15 protein-coding genes are annotated in these 16,341 nt (G+C 70.9%); 5 read left to right on the top strand and 10 right to left on the bottom strand.

Going from position 1 to position 16,341, the window contains the following annotated elements:
• Positions 1-18: 18 nt before the first annotated feature.
• Together ABTY61_RS07340 and ABTY61_RS07345 are read right to left on the bottom strand one after the other, a co-directional pair.
• Positions 19-1,320 (bottom strand): MFS transporter, encoded by a 1,302-nt coding sequence (locus tag ABTY61_RS07340; RefSeq protein WP_350503951.1) that lies wholly within the window; start codon positions 1,318-1,320, stop codon positions 19-21.
• Positions 1,321-1,363: 43 nt separating this feature from the next.
• Positions 1,364-2,068 carry an SDR family oxidoreductase gene (locus ABTY61_RS07345; RefSeq protein ID WP_350503994.1) on the bottom strand — a complete coding sequence of 235 codons (705 nt, stop codon included), beginning with the start codon at positions 2,066-2,068 and terminating at the stop codon, positions 1,364-1,366.
• A 79-nt stretch (positions 2,069-2,147) separates the two neighbouring features.
• Between ABTY61_RS07345 and ABTY61_RS07350 the strand changes: the two genes are divergently transcribed.
• Positions 2,148-2,507, top strand: a complete 360-nt coding sequence (locus ABTY61_RS07350; protein WP_350503952.1) for a winged helix-turn-helix transcriptional regulator — start codon at positions 2,148-2,150, stop codon at positions 2,505-2,507.
• Positions 2,508-2,540: 33 nt separating this feature from the next.
• Here the strand turns inward: ABTY61_RS07350 and ABTY61_RS07355 are convergent, their stop codons facing one another.
• The 6 genes from ABTY61_RS07355 to ABTY61_RS07380 form a co-directional block, all read right to left on the bottom strand.
• Positions 2,541-3,425 carry a PhzF family phenazine biosynthesis protein gene (locus tag ABTY61_RS07355; protein WP_350503953.1) on the bottom strand — a complete coding sequence of 295 codons (885 nt, stop codon included), beginning with the start codon at positions 3,423-3,425 and terminating at the stop codon, positions 2,541-2,543.
• Positions 3,426-3,432: 7 nt separating this feature from the next.
• Entirely contained in the window at positions 3,433-4,314 is an 882-nt protein-coding gene (locus ABTY61_RS07360; RefSeq protein WP_350503954.1) for a phytanoyl-CoA dioxygenase family protein, read from the bottom strand.
• Positions 4,315-4,437: 123 nt separating this feature from the next.
• On the bottom strand, positions 4,438-5,187 hold the full coding sequence (locus ABTY61_RS07365) for an iron-containing redox enzyme family protein (RefSeq protein ID WP_350503955.1): 750 nt from the start codon (positions 5,185-5,187) through the stop codon (positions 4,438-4,440).
• Positions 5,188-5,238: 51 nt separating this feature from the next.
• Positions 5,239-6,555: an ATP-grasp domain-containing protein gene (locus ABTY61_RS07370; RefSeq protein WP_350503956.1), complete on the bottom strand. Its 1,317-nt coding sequence runs from the start codon at positions 6,553-6,555 to the stop codon at positions 5,239-5,241.
• Positions 6,556-6,587: 32 nt separating this feature from the next.
• Entirely contained in the window at positions 6,588-7,685 is a 1,098-nt protein-coding gene (locus ABTY61_RS07375) for a DUF1611 domain-containing protein (RefSeq protein ID WP_350503957.1), read from the bottom strand.
• A gap of 79 nt (positions 7,686-7,764) precedes the next feature.
• Positions 7,765-9,006, bottom strand: coding sequence for an ATP-grasp domain-containing protein (locus ABTY61_RS07380; protein ID WP_350503958.1), 1,242 nt, complete (start codon positions 9,004-9,006; stop codon positions 7,765-7,767).
• Positions 9,007-9,559: 553 nt separating this feature from the next.
• On the opposite strand from ABTY61_RS07380, the gene ABTY61_RS07385 reads away from it, so the two are divergent.
• From ABTY61_RS07385 to ABTY61_RS07400, 4 genes are all read left to right on the top strand, one after another.
• On the top strand, positions 9,560-10,033 hold the full coding sequence (locus tag ABTY61_RS07385; RefSeq protein WP_350503959.1) for a flavin reductase family protein: 474 nt from the start codon (positions 9,560-9,562) through the stop codon (positions 10,031-10,033).
• 342 nt (positions 10,034-10,375) lie between these two features.
• A complete protein-coding gene (aroA, locus tag ABTY61_RS07390) occupies positions 10,376-11,725 on the top strand; it encodes a 3-phosphoshikimate 1-carboxyvinyltransferase (protein ID WP_350503960.1) in 1,350 nt (449 codons plus the stop codon).
• 125 nt (positions 11,726-11,850) lie between these two features.
• A complete protein-coding gene (gene hisC, locus ABTY61_RS07395; RefSeq protein WP_350503961.1) occupies positions 11,851-12,918 on the top strand; it encodes a histidinol-phosphate transaminase in 1,068 nt (355 codons plus the stop codon).
• A 164-nt stretch (positions 12,919-13,082) separates the two neighbouring features.
• Positions 13,083-13,889, top strand: coding sequence for an alpha/beta fold hydrolase (locus ABTY61_RS07400; protein ID WP_350503962.1), 807 nt, complete (start codon positions 13,083-13,085; stop codon positions 13,887-13,889).
• 7 nt (positions 13,890-13,896) lie between these two features.
• Here ABTY61_RS07400 and ABTY61_RS07405 read toward each other — a convergent pair whose 3' ends face one another.
• Positions 13,897-14,370: a LuxR C-terminal-related transcriptional regulator gene (locus tag ABTY61_RS07405; protein ID WP_350503963.1), complete on the bottom strand. Its 474-nt coding sequence runs from the start codon at positions 14,368-14,370 to the stop codon at positions 13,897-13,899.
• A 789-nt stretch (positions 14,371-15,159) separates the two neighbouring features.
• Complete coding sequence (locus ABTY61_RS07410) at positions 15,160-16,206, bottom strand: LLM class flavin-dependent oxidoreductase (RefSeq protein WP_350503964.1); 1,047 nt, start codon at positions 16,204-16,206, stop codon at positions 15,160-15,162.
• Between the last annotated feature and the right edge of the window lie 135 nt (positions 16,207-16,341).

Raw genomic sequence — 16,341 nt, forward strand, 5'->3', positions numbered from 1 at the left:
GCCGGAGCGGGCGGGTGATCAGGCGACCGGGTCGTGGCTGCGCGTGCGGTCGGACCACCTCACGACGAGCGGAACGGCCTGGCCGGCGACCAGGAACAGCGCTCCCATGGCCAGCCAGCCCGGCTCACCCCAGCCGAGGCACACCAGGCCGAGCACCGGCGGGCCGATCGCGTTGGACAGGCCCTGGCCGATCGCGAACAGGCCCGAGTACTGGCCCTGCGCGTGCTCGGGGGCCAGCCCGAAGGACAACTCGAACGAGGCTGCGGTGTACCACAGTTCGGCCACGGTGAGGGCCACGACGCCGAGCACGACGACGACCAGGGCGACCCATCCGGGCACACCCCCCGCCGCGGCGATGAGGCCGGTGGAGAGGAGCAGCGCGGCCCCCGCGCGGCGCGCGGTGCGGCCGGCCGACGCGTTGTCGCGGACGCCACGGCTGACCCGCACCTGGAGGCAGACCACGAGGGCGGTGTTGACCGCCACGCTCGCGCCGACGAACCACCGCGGCGCCTCGGTGTGCCCGATGATCCACAACGGCAGGGCGAAGATCAGCACCTGGTTCTGGATGGACATGATGCCGTCCAGGACGGTGAGCGCGACGTACGGCTTGTCCTTCAGCGCCGGCCAACGGCTGCCGCCCGGCGGGGCGGCCACCGGCGGCACGGACGGAACGAGGGAGGAGGCCGCCGCGGAGAGCAGGAACGCGGCGGCGGTGCCGAGGATCAGGCACACGTACGCGGTCCTGGTGTCCAGCTGGACGACGACGCCGGCCGCGAGGGCTCCGGCACCGACGGCGATGTTGTTGAGGGCCCGCAGGTACGAGCGGTAGCGGGTGGGGTTCGGGGCGCCCAGGGCGCGGGTCAGCGGGCCGCGCGCGGCGGTGCCGGCCGAGACGGCCAGCTCGGCCACGCACAGGCAGGCGATCAGCGCGGGGAAGGACCGCACGAACACGAGCCCCGCCACGGCGAGGGCCTGCACGAAGAGCGTGACCCGGAAGACGTCGCGCGGACCGTACCGGTCGGCCAGGTAGCCCACCGGGATGCCGGCGGCGAGTCCGATCAGGGCCGCAGCGCCCAGGGCGAATCCGACCTGGGCCACCGGCAGGCCCACCGAGCGGGTGAAGAACAGCGCGGCCCCGGCGATGAAGAGGCCCTTGCCGATCTGGTTGACGAAGGTCGCGGCGGCGAAGGCGCGTTTGGCGCCCGTTTCGGGGAGGAGGCCGCGGGCCACCAGCCAGGCCGATAACCCTCGTTCGGCATCCGTCCCGGCCGCCGGCTCGGTCCGTCCGCCCGGCGGGCGGTGCTGGCTGGTGGTGTCCACCTGACTGTCCTCCGACTCCTGGTTGGCTGTGCTCGGGTGCCCGTCAGGCGAGCTTGTGGCGGGCACCGCCCTCGATGTGGATCGTCTCGCCGGAGATGAAGCCCGCGCGGAGGAGCCACATCACCAGGTCGACGACGTCGTCGGTCTCGCCGTGCCGTCCGACCAGGGTCCCAGCCGCGCTCTTGCTCAACAAGGCGGCCTTCTTGTCGCCGAGTCGGTCCCACGCACCCGAGTCCACGACACCGGGCGAGACCGCGTTGACCCGGACCGGCGCCAGATCCGCCGCCAGGTGGCGCGCGGCGTACTCGAGCGCGCCGTTCGTGATCCCCTTGACCAGCGATCCCGGCCCGGGGCGCCAGCCGACGACTCCGGAGAACAGCACCAGCGACCCGGTCGGCCGGAGCACCGGCGCGAAGTGCTTGGCGACCAGCATCGGGCCGACCACCTTCGCCGTGAACGCGGCCAGCAGCTTGTCGCGGTCCAGCTCGGTCGCGCGGACGTCGTGCGGCGCCGAACCGGTGGTCACGATGTGGTCGACCCCGTCGTTCAGCCGTTCCGCCGCGGCCGCGATCGTCGACTCGTCCTGCAGGTCGACCCGCACCGCCGTGGCACCGATCTCGCTCGCCAGCGCTTCGGCCGCGGCCAGGTCGCGGGCACCGACGACCACGTCGTACCCGTCCTTCTTCGCCCGCCGTGCGATGGCCGCGCCGAGCGCCCGTGCACCGCCGATGACCAGGATCCGCTCCATCGAGCTCACTCCCTCTCCTAGGATCGGGTGCAAGGGTATGGATTTGATACCGGTATCTTCAACGAAACTGGGGGCAGCCATGGGCAAGGCCTACAACGTGATGGCAGCGACCTGCCCGAGCCGCACGGTGCTGCACCGCATCGGTGCCCGCTGGACCGTGTTCGTCGTCAACGCCCTCGAGGGCGGGCCCCGCCGCTTCAGCGAACTGAAGGCACACATCCAGGACATCACCCCGAAGGCCCTGACCGAGACACTGCGCTCCCTGGAGGCCGACGGCCTGATCAGCCGCCACGAGTACGACGAGAATCCGCCCCGCGTCGAGTACGCCCTCACCCCGCTGGGCCGCTCGCTGCTCGTCCCGCTCCGTGCCGTACGGCGCTGGGCCGAGGAACACGTCCCGGACATCGAGGCGGCCCGGGCCCGCCGGGCGCTCCTCTGACCCGCTCCTCCGGCCCGCTCCTCCGACTATCCCTCAGGCGGACCGGTCGGCCGGACCCTCCGTCACGACCACTGCGGAGCCGCCGAGTTCGACGTGCAGGTCCGGCCCCGCCGCGGCGGTGATGGTGGCCGGGCTGCCGAGCGCGTCGCCCATGTCGACGGCGATCCGGTGGGTGCCCCGGCCGGCCAGGTGGGCGGCGAGACAGGCCGTGCTGTTGGCGTTGGCGAGGTCCTCCGGAACACCGATCGACGGCGCGAACATCCGGGCCCCGAGCGCGCCCTCGGGCGAGGGCTCCGAGTGGACGTACACACCGAGCAGGCCGAACCGGTCGCAGGCCGCCCTGAGGCGGTCGAGGTCCGGGCGCAGCGCGGCGAGCGCGGCCCGGGTGCGGACCGGCACCAGAACGCGTTCCCGGCCCACGCCGGCGATCCGGACGTCCGGTCCGACCTCGTCCGGCGCGAGACCGAGGGTCGGCAGGACGAGGGCGCGTTCCTCCTCGGTGGGCTCGCGCAGATCGACGGGGCCGGGGTCGAAGGCGGCGGTGATCAGCCCGCCGGCCCGCTCGGCCCGCCCGGCGAACTCGCGCCCGCCGGCGCGGAGGGTGGCGCGGTAGGGCCCGACGCCGCCGTGCCGCGCCGCGAGGAGGGCGAGGGCGGCGATCGTGCCGTGCCCGCAGGCGGGCAACTCCCCTTCCGCGGTGAAGAAGCGCAGTTCGGTGGCGTCACCGACGTGACGGACGTACACGGTGTGCGAGGTGCTCTGGGCGACCGCGATCCGGCGCCGCTCGTCGTCGCCCAGCGGGGCGCCGTCCGGGCCGCCCGGGCCGGCCGCGCCGTCCTCCAGGACGACGGCTGTCGGGCTGCCGCCCGCGCCGGCCCGCAGGCAGGCGCGGACGACCGCCACGTTCGGTGTGCTCATCGAACCGTCACTTCGCCTCCTCCAGCGTGGCGTACCCGGTGGTCGCCGCGTCCGCGGCCTGGTGGGCGCCCTCCTGGAGCTGGAAGAGCGAGCCGAAGGGGCGCTCCGCGAACGGCAGGCGCCATGCCCCCGCCTCCACCCGTGCCGTGTCGGACACCTTACCGCGCAGCAGTTTCACCCCGGCCTCGTTGTGGCCGGCGTGCGGGCCGAAGTGGATCGGGAAGGCGTCGGCCGCCCGGTAGGCCGGCAGGAAGGCGCGGCGGTACCGGTCGGAGCGGTTCGGGGAGGAGTAGTGCAGGAGCAGGGGGTGGATGAAGACCACGCTGCCCGCGGGCGCCTCGATCGGCACGGCGAGCGCCGGGTCGGGGGTGTCGCTCCCCACGACCTTGCCGCGGAAGAAGCCGTCGACGTAGTGGTCGGCGAGACCGCGCAGGTGCGAGCCGGGGACGGCCTGGAGGGCGGAGTTCTCGGTGGTGGTGTCGTCGAGGTAGATGAGGGCCGTCACCAGGTCGGTGTTGGTGTGGGGGTAGTAGGAGAAGTCCTGGTGCCAGTCCACGACGCTGCCCACCTGCGGGGCCTTGAGGTGGAGTTTGCTGTAGTGGAACAGGATGTCGGGGCCGATCAGCGCCTCGATGTGGTCGAGCAGTGCGGGGTGGGCGGCGGCCCGCTCGAACGCGGCGTGCTGCTTGGTGGGCGACCAGATCCGGCGGGCCATGCCGTTGTCGCCCGGCTCCACCTCGGCGACGGAGCTGATGTCGGAGACGTCGAGGATCTCGGTGATGGCGGTGTTGAGCTCGGCGACCTCGCTCTGGTCGAAGAGGCGCTCGACGACCGCGAAGCCGTTCGCGCGGTACTCCTTGACGAGTGCGGCCGTGTCGGGTGCGGACATGCGCGGGGTTCCTCTCTGCTGGGTGGCGGGGCGCGGTGGGGTGGAGCTCGTGCGGGTCCGCCCGGCGACGACCGCCCGGCGGACCCGCGATGGCTCAGGAGGCGCCATCGGTCTCCGGCGAGGTCACACCGCGGTCTTCTGGTGCTTGGCGACGGTGTCCTGGTAGATCTCCCGGAAGAACAGCGCGAGGATCTCCTGGACGTCGTCGATGTACTTGAAGACCTTCTGGAAGTCCTCCTCGCTGAAGATCAGCTGGTGGAGGATGTCCCACATCTCCTGGGAGTGGTCCTCGGTGGTGTCGACGTGCAGGTGGGCGGCCTGCCCCTTGACGCTCTCCTTGCCGAGCCGCTCCGTGAGGTTCTCCACGATGGCCGGCTGGAGCTTCACCTGGGTGTACTCCACCAGGTAGTTGGAGACGACCGGGGCGAGCACCCCCTCGTGCTCCAGGGCGTAGTAGAAGAAGCCCTCCAGGAGACGGGTCGACAGGTAGGGCTCGGTCGCCAGGATCTCCTCCTCGGTGATGCCGGCGGCCGCGGCGTCGCTGACGTACAGCCGGTCGTGGAGCATCTCGTCGGCCTGGTACTGCGCGTAGTCGCGGGCGGCCCTGGGCGCGATCTGGGCGATCTTGTAGATGGCCTTGGTCTGGCTCACCCGGGAGAGGCGGATCCGCCACACGTGCTCGATCAGGGTGCGGCGGTAGTACGCCTGGTGCAGGTCGGGCTCGGACAGGTGGGACGCGAAGGGGATGGTGGCCTTCCACTCCGCCATCTTCTTGTCCATGTAGCGGTCCAGCTCGGCCTTCTTCAGCCTGCTCTGCTCCTCGTTGTAGAGGGGCTTCGGGTAGGTGATCCCGGTGTTCTGCACGCGGTTCATCGCGTTCTCCTTCACAAGGGGGTTCGCGGGGGAACGTTGCCGATAAAAGGGTCAGCGGTAGCGGACGTGGAAGTGCTCGGTCGCGTGTCGGTCGAGGAAGGCGATCTCGGCGTCGAGGTCCTCGGCCGCCACGTCCCACAGGGCGTCCATCAGGCAGATCGCCCGGTCGGAGTCCTCGAGTCGGGTTCCCTCCGCCACGTGGACGCGCAGGATCCGGGGCGGACGGGTCGGCGGTTCGAAGCGGATCTCGTCGATGGTCCGCCCCTTCTCCCCGTACTTGCTGAGGAACAGGGTCGCCCGGGTGGGCGAGCCGGCCCGCAGGGCCTCCAACTGGGAGGCGCGGGCGAGCCGTTCATGGAAGGCGTCCCGTTCGCCGTCGGGCAGCAGCAGGGCTTCGATCCACAGGTCGAAGGAGGAGAGCCCGGTGACGGTCCGGACGCTGGGGTCGATGAGACTGCCGCCCATCCGGGTGTTGATCTCGATGATCTCCCAGCGCCTCTTCGCCTCCCAGTACTTGACCTCGATGTGGAGCGGGCCGGTAGTCAGCCCGTGCCCCGCCAGCGCGGCGAGGCAATCGGTGACGAAGTCGGCGCCTTCCAGGAGGAGTTCACGGTCGAGGCTGACCGGCGGGCTGACCGACATCCCCTCCAGGGTGGTCCGCTCCAGGCGCTCCACGCGGGCCTTCTCGTGGACGCACAGGTGGTGCACCCGGCCGTCGAGGACGAACGTCTCGAAGCTGAACTCCGGGCCCTCGACGTACTCCTCCACGAGGAAGTCGTACCGGTCCATGAAGATCGCCCGCATGGACTGGTCGGCGCGCATCTGCTCCTGGATCGCGGGCAGCTCGGCCAGGTCCTCGACGTTCTCCAGGAGGAAGGCCGCGAAGGACGCGGCACCGCGCACCGGCTTGACGAACCAGCGTGCGGCGGGGTCGAGTTCGGGGGTCACCCCGGGGGTGATCCGGTGGCCCCGGACCTCGCTCAGCCCCTCGGCGAAGAGGTGCCGGCGCAGTTCGAACTTGTCGAGGCACAACCGCAGCGCGGGCGCGGCGCAGTCGCGGGCGCCGAGTCGCTCGTTGAGCTCGGACATCAGGAGCCGGTAGCCCTCGAAGCTGGCGAAGGCGGCCTCGATGCGGTAGCCCCGGTCGGCGAACTCGCGGACGGCCTTCTCGACGTCGCCGGACTGCAGTTCAGGTTCCTCGGTGACCACCCAGTCCGCCAGGTGACGACTGCTCGCCTCCAGGACCTCCGGCGTCTTCGGCCGGGAGCTGACGGCCACCAGGGAGACGCCGACCCCGGCGACGGCCTCGGCGATCTGCTCCATGTACGACTTGCCCTGGTGCATGAGGAGCAGGACTGCTCTCTTCATCGGTGCATCTCCTCCGGATTCCGGGTCCGCCCTCAGCGCCGTCGGCCCGGCAGCTGGTCCTCCGTCTCGCGCTGGTGGGCGCGCAGGATGTCCACCAGCCGGCCGGCGCCGCCCGCGCGGAGCGGGTCGACGACGGGCAGTCCGGTCTCGGCCTCCAGCTTCTCGGCCTCGCGGCGGTAGTCCTCCGCCGAGAAGCCGACGCTGTTGACGCTGACCGCGGCGACCTTGGCGGGGCGCCCGCTGAAGGCGCTGAGCTCCTCGTTCATGCGGATGATCTCGGGGATGGGCGGGATGGGCGTCTCCCAGACCTTGGTGCGCTCGGCGCCGAGGCGGTGGCAGAAGACCAGGACGTGCGGCATGGAGCTGTGGAGGATGGTGAGGGCGACACCGCTGCCCTGGACGTGGTTGAGGGCGGCCTGGCCCTCGACGACGACCCATTCGTTGCCGACGGCGGCGTCCATGACGACCTTCTCGATGGCTCCGCCCATGAAGTCGCCGGCCACACCGTCGACCGCGACGCCGTGGCCGGAGATCAGCAGGCCGCTCTGACCGCTGGCGGCGAAGCCGGTGCGGATGCCGCGGCGGTTGGCCTCGTTCCAGATCTCCAGGCCGGCCGTCTTCTTGCCGATGTTGCAGTCGCTGCCGCAGGTGTGGATGATCCACGCGTCCAGGTCCCGGACTCGGGCCATGTTGAGCGGGACCTTCGGGGCGTCCTTGGTCTCCCAGACGGTGACGCCCTTGTCCCGGATGGCGCGGGCGATCTCCGGGTCGTCCGTGAGGCGGAAGTGGATCGAGTTGATCACATGGAGGCCGTTCTGGACGGCCGCGAGGAAGTGCGGCTTCCAGTCCGGGGGCAGGTCTCCGGAGTGCAGCCCCTTGCCGACGATCATGACCTCGGGCCGCAGGTGCAGGGCGTCCTCGACGCGGCTGACGATCGGGATCGGGCCGCCGTAGCCGAGGACGTCCTGGACGGTCCGGCCGGCCGTGCCGCTGTCGATCACCGCGACGCAGCGGTCCCCGCGGTAGCGGAGCACCGAGGCGCCGATCTTGCTCGTGAAGAGTCCGAAACACCCCTCGGCGAACAGCACGTACTTCTTGTCGATCAGCTCCGCCTGGTTCAACTGAGCCATGTCTTCCTCCACGGACTCGACGGTTCTACGGCCGATGGCACGGGACGGTGGGCCGATGGCACGGGACGGTGCGGGCGCGCTACTGGACGTGCTCCGCCGTCAGGCGGTACTGCTCACGCGCCTGGAGCACGGCCTGCTCGATCTCTTCCTGGGTGCCGCCCCGGAAGAGGAAGCGGCCGCCTTGGATCCTGGCGTACGAGCCGGGCCGGTATTCCAGGACCTCGCCCGGCCGGGGGACCAATTCCTGGTACACATAGGGGACTTCACCGATGAGCGGGGTGGCGCCGATGACCTTCTGGGGCAGCGGCCTGGGGCCGGGGACCATCAGCCAGCCGCCGCTCTGCTCCGGGACGGGAGCGGGCAGGTCCACCGGACGGCCGAGCAGCACGTCGACCCACAGCCGGAACAGGTTCACGCCGTGGACGTCGTGGACGACGTACGGCACATCGGCACCCGGCACCCGGGCGCCGACCTCCAGGAACACCAACTCATCACCGGTGTCGAAGAGTTCGAGGTGGAAGGCGGAGCTGCGCAGACCGAGCGCGGTGAGGCAGCGGACCGCGAAGTCCTCGCAGCGGTCGCGCACCGCCGGGTCCGTCTGGAGGACGGAACCGAGGGGCTCGCCCTGGAGCTCGAAGTCCAGGCAGTTGGAGACGTACCGCGAGGTGCACAGGAACAGCGGTCGGCCCGTGGCGTCCAGGACACCGTCGACGTGCAGGACGTCGCCCTGCACGAATTCCTCGATCTCCAGGTCCTTCAGACTCCGTTCGGCGCACAGGGCCCGCAACTCCTCGGCCGAGGCGATCCGGCTGACCCCCACGCTGCCCGCGCCCCGCACCGGCTTGACGATCACGGGATAGCCGAACTCCTGACCGGCCGCGAGGACTTGCTCCTCGGTGCGACACGAAGCCCAGCGCGGCACCCGCAGGCCCGCCTGCCCCACCAGCTCCTTCATGACGGTCTTGTCGCGGAACCGGACGGTCTCCTCGCGGCCGGAGCCCTGGATGCCGTACCGCTCGCGCATGGTCGCCGCGAGCTCGAGGAGGGCTTCCGACAGCCCGATGGCGTAGTCGAACGGGCCCTCGTCACGGACGACGGCGTCGACCACTTTCAGCACGCCGTCCACATCGTCGAGGTCCGGTACGACGTGCACCCGTTCGGCGTCGGCGGGCACTCCGCTGCGGCTGGCCTCGTCGCAGACGTAGGTGACGTGGTCGACCGCCGGGTCGAAGATCAGCTCGGGTCCGGCGAGGCGGTTCTCCCAACGCCGCTGGTCCTCGTACAAGGGCCAGCGGGTCATGTACAGGATTGCGTTGGGCATGGAGGTCGCCTCACGGTTCACGGGGAGAGCAGGGATGCGCCCGGCCGGAGGCCGGTCGACGGCGGGCCTTTCGGAACCGAAGGATCGACCCGAATCCGAATCCCGGGAGCGGCCCTGACCGTGTTTTTCGCGCCGCCACAGCCTTGCACGGGACCGGCCCGGTCAGAATAGGACCTAGGTCCCGCCCCGATGCCGGCCCCGCCCCGGCCTCGCGGGTGCGCCGCCGCTCAGCACCCGAACACCCGGGCGCTCCCCGCCCGAGGACGCCGCCGAGCACCACGGCCCGCGCCGAGCACCGGCGCGGGAAGGCCTGGAGCGCCTCGTGCCCGAAGCGCCATGGGTAGATGGGCCTATTGCCGCCCGCACCCGAGGGGCTTCAGGATTCCCATGGCGCCCTGCACCGCCGACGGAGGCCGTGTTCCCGCTCCGCCGATATCGCCGACGGTGCGCGCAACGGGAAAGCGGTCCCGCCGCTGGGCTGCACATCCGGACCGAATTTCGCGGGAGAGGTGGTGATGCTGCCGTGCCGGAGGGAACGAAGACCGTTCCGCGGATGAGCTCCAAGGAATTCCGGGCGGCGATGGCGCGGTTCGCGGCCGGGGTCGTGGTGGTGACGACCCTGGACGACGGCGGGCTGCCGCGCGGCTTCACGGCGAGTTCGTTCTGTTCGGTGTCGCTGGACCCGCCGCTGATCCTGGTCTGTCTGGCGAACTCGGCCGACTCCTTCGCCGCGTTCGACTCGTGCGGGCACTTCGCGGTGAGCGTACTCGGCCCCGAACACCAGCCGCTGGCCGAGACGTTCGCGACCAAGGGCGCCGACAAGTTCGCCTCCGGCGGCCTGTCCCGCACGCCCGGCGGGCTGCCCGCCGTCGCAGGCGCACTCGTCGAACTCGACTGCGAGGTGTACGCCAGGCACCCGGCCGGGGACCACACGATCCTGATCGGCCGGGTGTCGGACGCACGCCTGGGGGAAGGCCCGGTGACCCCCGCCATCTACTACGAGAAGTCCTTCCGGGCGCTGGCCTGAGCGAGGACCCGGCCGCGGTCCGGACCACCCCGCGCCGGAGACACCAGGGGCAGACGGGCCCAATGCCGCACGCGATCCACGGGACGCAGGATTCCGATCGCGATACCGATCGCGCCCTCCACCGCCGGCGGCGGGCCGTCACGCGCACCGTCACGTGCGCCGTCACGTGCGCCGTCACGCGCACCATCACGCGCACCGAGGAGTTCTCCGAACTCCCGCCCCTGACATCGAGCGTCAAGCGGTGGGGTGACACGCTCCGAGGACATCGCCGGCCCCGGACATCAAAGCGACATCTCCTGCACGACATGAGACGGCGACCGATGGGAAACGGGAGATACCAGGATGCTGCTGAAGGTCGATCCGATCGATTCCTTTTCCGGAACTTTCTGCGTCCCCTCTTCGAAACCGGAGACGCAGCGGGCAATTCTGACCGGCACGCTGGCCGAGGGCACGTCACGCGTCTACAACGACCTCCGTTGCGCCGAGACGGAGACCATGAAGAACGCCTGCCGCGCCCTCGGCGCCGAGATCACCGAGCACGACGGATTCCTGGAGATCCGGGGCATCGGCGGGACGCTCCCGAGCGTCCGGCGCGTCATCCAGTCCCACGGCTCGGGTCTGGTGTTCCGTGTCATGACGGCATTGGCCTCGGCGCTGCCCACGCCGGTCGTCGTGGCGGCCGACGCGACCCTGCGCAAGCGCGTGATGGAACCCCTCTTCCACGCGCTGCGCGAACTCGGCGCGGACATCGAGTCGATCGTCGACGAGGACAAGGCCCCGGTCGTCAACTGGGGCGGTGGCCTGAAGGGCGGCACCTGCCGGCTGCCCGGCGACATCAGCTCGCAGTTCATCACCGCCATCCTGTTCGCCGCCCCGCTGGCCGACAGCCCGGTGGAGATCGAGGTGACGGGCGAGGTCTTCTCCCAGTCGTACATCCGGCAGACGCTGGCGAGCCTGACGGACGCGGGGATCAAGGTGTCCGCCTCGGACGACATGCGTCACTACCAGGTGGTGCCCTCCACCTACCAGGCCCATGACGTCACCACCCACGAGGACTACACCTCGGCCTCGTACCTGCTGGCCGCCGCCGCCCTCTTCCCGGGCCGGACGGTCCTGACCGGCGTGCACGGCGACAGCATGCAGGGCGAGTTCGCGATCGTCCCGATCCTGGAGCAGCTCGGGGTGGGCGTCACCCTCGACCGGGACACCCAGTCGCTGACCGTCGACACCCCGCCCGGCAGCCTGACCGGCGACTTCGAGGTGGACGTGCGGGACTGCCCCAACATCGTGCCCACCCTCGCCGCCATCGGGGCGTACGTCCAGGGCCGCCTGCGGGTGACCGGCGGCCGTCTCACCCGCTTCCACAAGGCGTCGCGCATCGAGGCCATGGCCGCCGAACTGACCCGCGCGGGGGTTGACATCGAGGTCCTGTACGAGGACGGGATCTGCGACGGCTTCGAGGTCCGCGGCGCGCGGACCTATCCCGGCGGAGTGACGCTGTCCAGCTGGGGCGACCACCGCATCTTCATGTCGCTGTTCGTGGCCGGCCTGCGGATGCAGTCCGCCAACCGGTTCTCGGGCTTCGAGGACGTCCGGCTGTCCTTCCCCAGCTTCATGGAGGAGTTCGCCAAGGCGGGCGTGCGGACCACGGCCGTCGAGGAGGAGGAAGCGCCCACCGCGGCCGTCGCCTGACCGGTCCCGGCGCGCGGGCCGGATCCCGTGCCCGCGCGCCCCGTCCCGGCGGACGCCGTCCGGATTCCCGGCGCCACGACGCCCCGCACGACCGTCCGCCCTCTCCCGTCCAGGAAGTTCCCGCCATGCCCCCTGCACCCGCCCCCCGGCTGCGCGCCGACGTCTCCGGGCTGCCCCGCTACGTCCCCGGCCGGCCCGCGCCCGGCGACCAGGTGGACAAGCTGTCGTCGAACGAGAACCCCTACCCCCCGCTGCCGTCGGTCATCGCCTCGCTGCGCGAGGAGCTGGGGCGCGTCAACCGCTATCCCGACGCGAAGAGCGGCGAACTGGTCGCCGACCTCTCCGCAGCCCTCGCGGTGCCCCCGGAGCACCTGGTGCCCGGCGCCGGATCCCTCGGGGTCACCAGGGACCTGCTCGCCGCCGCGGCCGGCCCAGGGGACCAAGTCCTGTTCGCCTGGCGCTCGTTCGAGGCGTACCCGATGCTCGTCTGGGCCGTCGGGGCGACTCCCCTGCGGATTCCGCTGCGTGACGAGCGGCACGACCTGGAGGCCATGGCCGCCGCGGTGACGGACCGCACGCGCATGGTCATCGTGTGCAATCCGAACAACCCGACCGGCACGGCCGTGCGCCGCGGCGAGCTCGAACGCTTCCTCGACCGGGTGCCGGGCGACGTGCTGGTGGTGCTCGACGAGGCGTACCGCGAGTTCGTCGACGACACCGACGTGCCCGACGGCGTCGAGCTCTACCGCGACCGTCCCAACGTCGCCGTGCTGCGCACCTTCTCCAAGGCGTACGGGCTGGCCCGACTGCGGGTCGGCTACGCGGTCGCGCACCCGCCGGTCGCCGCCGCGCTGCGGGCCTGCGCCCTGCCGTTCGGCGTCAGCGGACTCGCCCAGGCCGCCGCCCGGGCCTCGCTCCGAGCGGCTCCCGAACTGCTGGACCGGGTAGGGACCTTGGTGGCCGAGCGGACGCGGGTCAGCCGGGCGCTGCGGGCCACGGGCTGGACCGTTCCGGACAGCCAGGCCAACTTCGTCTGGCTGCGCCTGGGTTCGCAGTCGACCGCGTTCACCGACGCGTGCGAGGCGGCGGGGGTCATGGTGCGCCCCTTCGGCGACGAGGGGGTGCGGATCACCATCGGCATCCCCGAGCAGAACGACCGCCTGCTGAAGATCGCCGGCGACTGGCGGGCCTGAGGCCCCGCCCGTGGACGGCGCCGACGATCGGTCGAGCCCCACTGGAGTCCACCCGGCAGAACACCGATAGCGCTCGTGGCGCGTCCCGCTTCACGCTACCGTGAGGAGGACCCAGGACAGCGCGCGCCGCGCACGCGCCCCACAGGCCCCTTCGAAGGACGTCGATGACCGAACACGGCCGGCCGGCCCCGGCCTTCACCCGCGCCCAGGACGGCACCGCCCTGGCGTACCAGCACCACGGCGAGGGGCCGCCCCTGGTGCTGCTCGCCGGGCAGGCGAACGACCACCACTGGTGGGACGGCGTGCGCGAGGACTTCCACCCCGTGCGCTCCACCCTCACCCTGGACCTGCGCGGCACCGGCGACAGCGACAAGCCCGAAGGGCCTTACTCCGTAAAGCAGTTCGCGGACGATGTCGTCGCGGTCCTGGACGCGCTGGGGATCGCGCGCGCCGATGTGTACGGCACCTCGATGGGCGGCCGGGTCGCCCAGTGGCTCGCGATCCGCCACCCGGAGCGGGTCCGCCGGCTGGTCCTGGGGTGCACCTCCCCCGGCGGCCCGTACGCCGTGGAGCGCGACGCGTCGGTGCGGCGCTCGCTCGCGCAGCCGGACCCGGAGGCCGTCCGCCGGGTGCTGGCCGACCTGATGTACTCCCCCGCCTGGCGGGCCGCGCACCCCGGCCCCTACCGTACGCTCGGCGACCCGCTGATGCCCCCGCACGCGCGCCGCGGCCACCTCGTCGCCAGCAACGAGCACGACGCCTGGAGCGAACTGCCGGGCATCACGGCGCCCACTCTGGTCCTCCACGGCGGCCAGGACCGGCTCACCCCGCCGGACAACCTGCGACTCCTCGCCTCCCGCATACCCGGCGCCCGGACACACCTCTTCCCGGGCGCCCGGCACGCCTACTTCGAGGAGTGCCAGGACGAAGCGGGAAGGCTGGTACGGGAGTTCCTCGTCGAGAACGACTGACGAACCGTCAGGATGCACCACCGACGTGCTGGGCGTAGAGCGCGGCCTGGGTGCGATGGTCGGCACCGATCTTCAGATAGATGCTGCTGAGGTGGTTCTTGACGGTCTTCTCGGAGATCTCCAGCCTCCGGGCGATCACCCGATTGCTCAACCCCCTTGCCAGCAAACGGAGTACGCCCCACTCACGGGCGGTGAGGGCGGGGTCGGTCGGCGGCTCCCCCAGCTCGGGGACGAGCGCGGACGCCGAGGGGGACGGGGCCGCCTCCCGGGGGTCGGTCAGGCCGACGTGCTGGGCGTAGAGCGCGGCCTGGGTGCGGTCGGTGGCACCGATCTTCGGATAGATGCTGCTGAGGTGGTTCTTGACGGTCTTCTCGGAGATGTCCAGCCTCCGGGCGATGAGCCGGTTGCTCAGCCCCCGGGCCAGCAGGCGGAGCACGTCTAACTCGCGGAGGGTGAGGTTGGAAGCCGATGCCTCTTCCACGTCTTGCCTCTTCTTTCCTTCACTCAAGGAGTGCGACAAAAACGCCCGAGGGCTCCATCCGGGGAGCACAGAACGTCACAGGGGGCATCGGCCAGGGCAGTGGACACAGGAGCCCAATGGACCCATGGAAAGGACACGGCGGCATGACGTCAATGCGATCCCCCGTACCGGCAGCAAAACGTTCGCATACGAATATGGCGACACGGTGAAGAGATGGTGCAGCGATCACCAGGTGGCACGCTTATGACCGGTCAAGAGCACCCCTCACAGCCCGATCGAGATGCAGATTGAAAATGATCAAAAGCAACTCAGTCTACTCATCGATGCCACCGGCAGGCCAGTGCTTTGTGTTAAGAGTCGATGTCCGCACAGACCCGCCGGCGCCCTGCCATGCGGCCGGGGCCGGCGGGACAGCGGATTCCACCGGTCCGCTTCACGATGGTCGGGGATGCCGGGATCGTCAATCCCTCGCGTCGTGGGAGATCCGCCGTGGGAAATCCGTCGCAGAAGATCCGTCGCAGAAGATCCGTCGTAGGAGATCCGTCGGGCGGCCGACGCCACAGCGGGGTCGGCCCTGCCGAGGTGCGGTCGGCACAGCGGGGCACAGCAGTGATCGAAGGTGGGGCCTCCAGGGCTTCAGCGGTGCGGTCGCGCCGGGCGAGGCAGGGCGCGAGGAAGCAGGGGAAGCAGAGGCTCCGCCCGCACCCGCCGCCTCACGGTCGGCCCGCAGGGAACCCGCCCACGCACGGCACGGTCAACCCGCGGAACACGACGGGGGGACGCCGACCCTCACGCCGGCCGCCCGGCGCGCTCCAGCTCGCGCACCAGCGGCAGCACCCGGGTGTAGAAGATCCGCATCTCCTCCCGCGTCGGCCAGCCGGAGAAGATGAACTCGCTGATCCCGGCCGCCTTGTACTCGTGGAGGTAGGCCGCGACCTCCTCGTAGCTGCCCACCACACAGAGGGCCGGCCCACCGCGGTACGCCACGGCGCCGGAGTACAGCATCGGAGAGATCCAGTCGGATTCCGCGGTCTCGGCCAGCTGGAAGGTGGTCTTCACCGCCACGGAGTCGGTGGCGGCCACGGCGTCCGCGATCCGCTTCCGGTGCTCCGCGTCGGGATCGCCCATCATCGCGGCGAGATCCGCCAGCGCCTCCTCCCGGGTCTCCCGCGCCAGCACGTGCATGCGGGTCCCCACCCGGCCGCCCTGCGCCAGCACGTTCTTCGCCGCCTCCCGCATCCCCTCGGGAGTGTCGCCGTACCGCAGCCAGCAGTCACCGTGGTCCACCGCGGTCTGCTGCGCCACCTCCGAGGCCCCGCTGATGTAGATCTCGGGACGGCCGCCGCCCTTGTACCCCAGGCCGATCTGCGCGTCCTTGAGGCGGTAGTGCTCGCCCTCGAAGGTCATCGGGGTCTCGTTGCGCCAGAACCGGTGGAGGATTTCCAGGAACTCGTTGGAGCGTGCGTAGCGCTCGTCGTGGGCGAGGTAGTCGCCGTAATAGGCCTGCTCGGCCGGGGAGGTGCCGGCGACCAGATTGAGGGATATCCGCCCGTCCGACATCCACGAGACCGTGTTGATCACCTGCGCGAAGAGTGTCGGCGAAAGCAGCCCGGGGCGGTACGCGAGGAGGAACTTGACGCGTTCGGTCTCGCGGACCAGGGCGCCGAGCATCGGGAGCGGGTCGGGCATGTGGAAGCCGATCCCCATGAGGAGCGAGTCCACACCCAGACTGTCCGCTTCCTGCGCGAATTCGACGATCTCGTCGAAGTCGAGCTGGCCCACCGTGTATTTCCCCGCGGCCTTGCGCTGCCCGCTGAGCGGCGAGTTCCAGTGCACTCTCAGATCGTTCGAGTTTGACTGCGGTTGGCTTGACAGGCCGCTCACGACCAAGACCCACCTTTCGATCGGCTCGAAATCTGATGCCCGGGCCGCGCTAGGCGAGAATCAGTCGTCCAGTAAACGGAATCCGTC

This window comes from Kitasatospora sp. NPDC096128 (assembly GCF_040303105.1).
Classification (GTDB): domain Bacteria; phylum Actinomycetota; class Actinomycetes; order Streptomycetales; family Streptomycetaceae; genus Kitasatospora.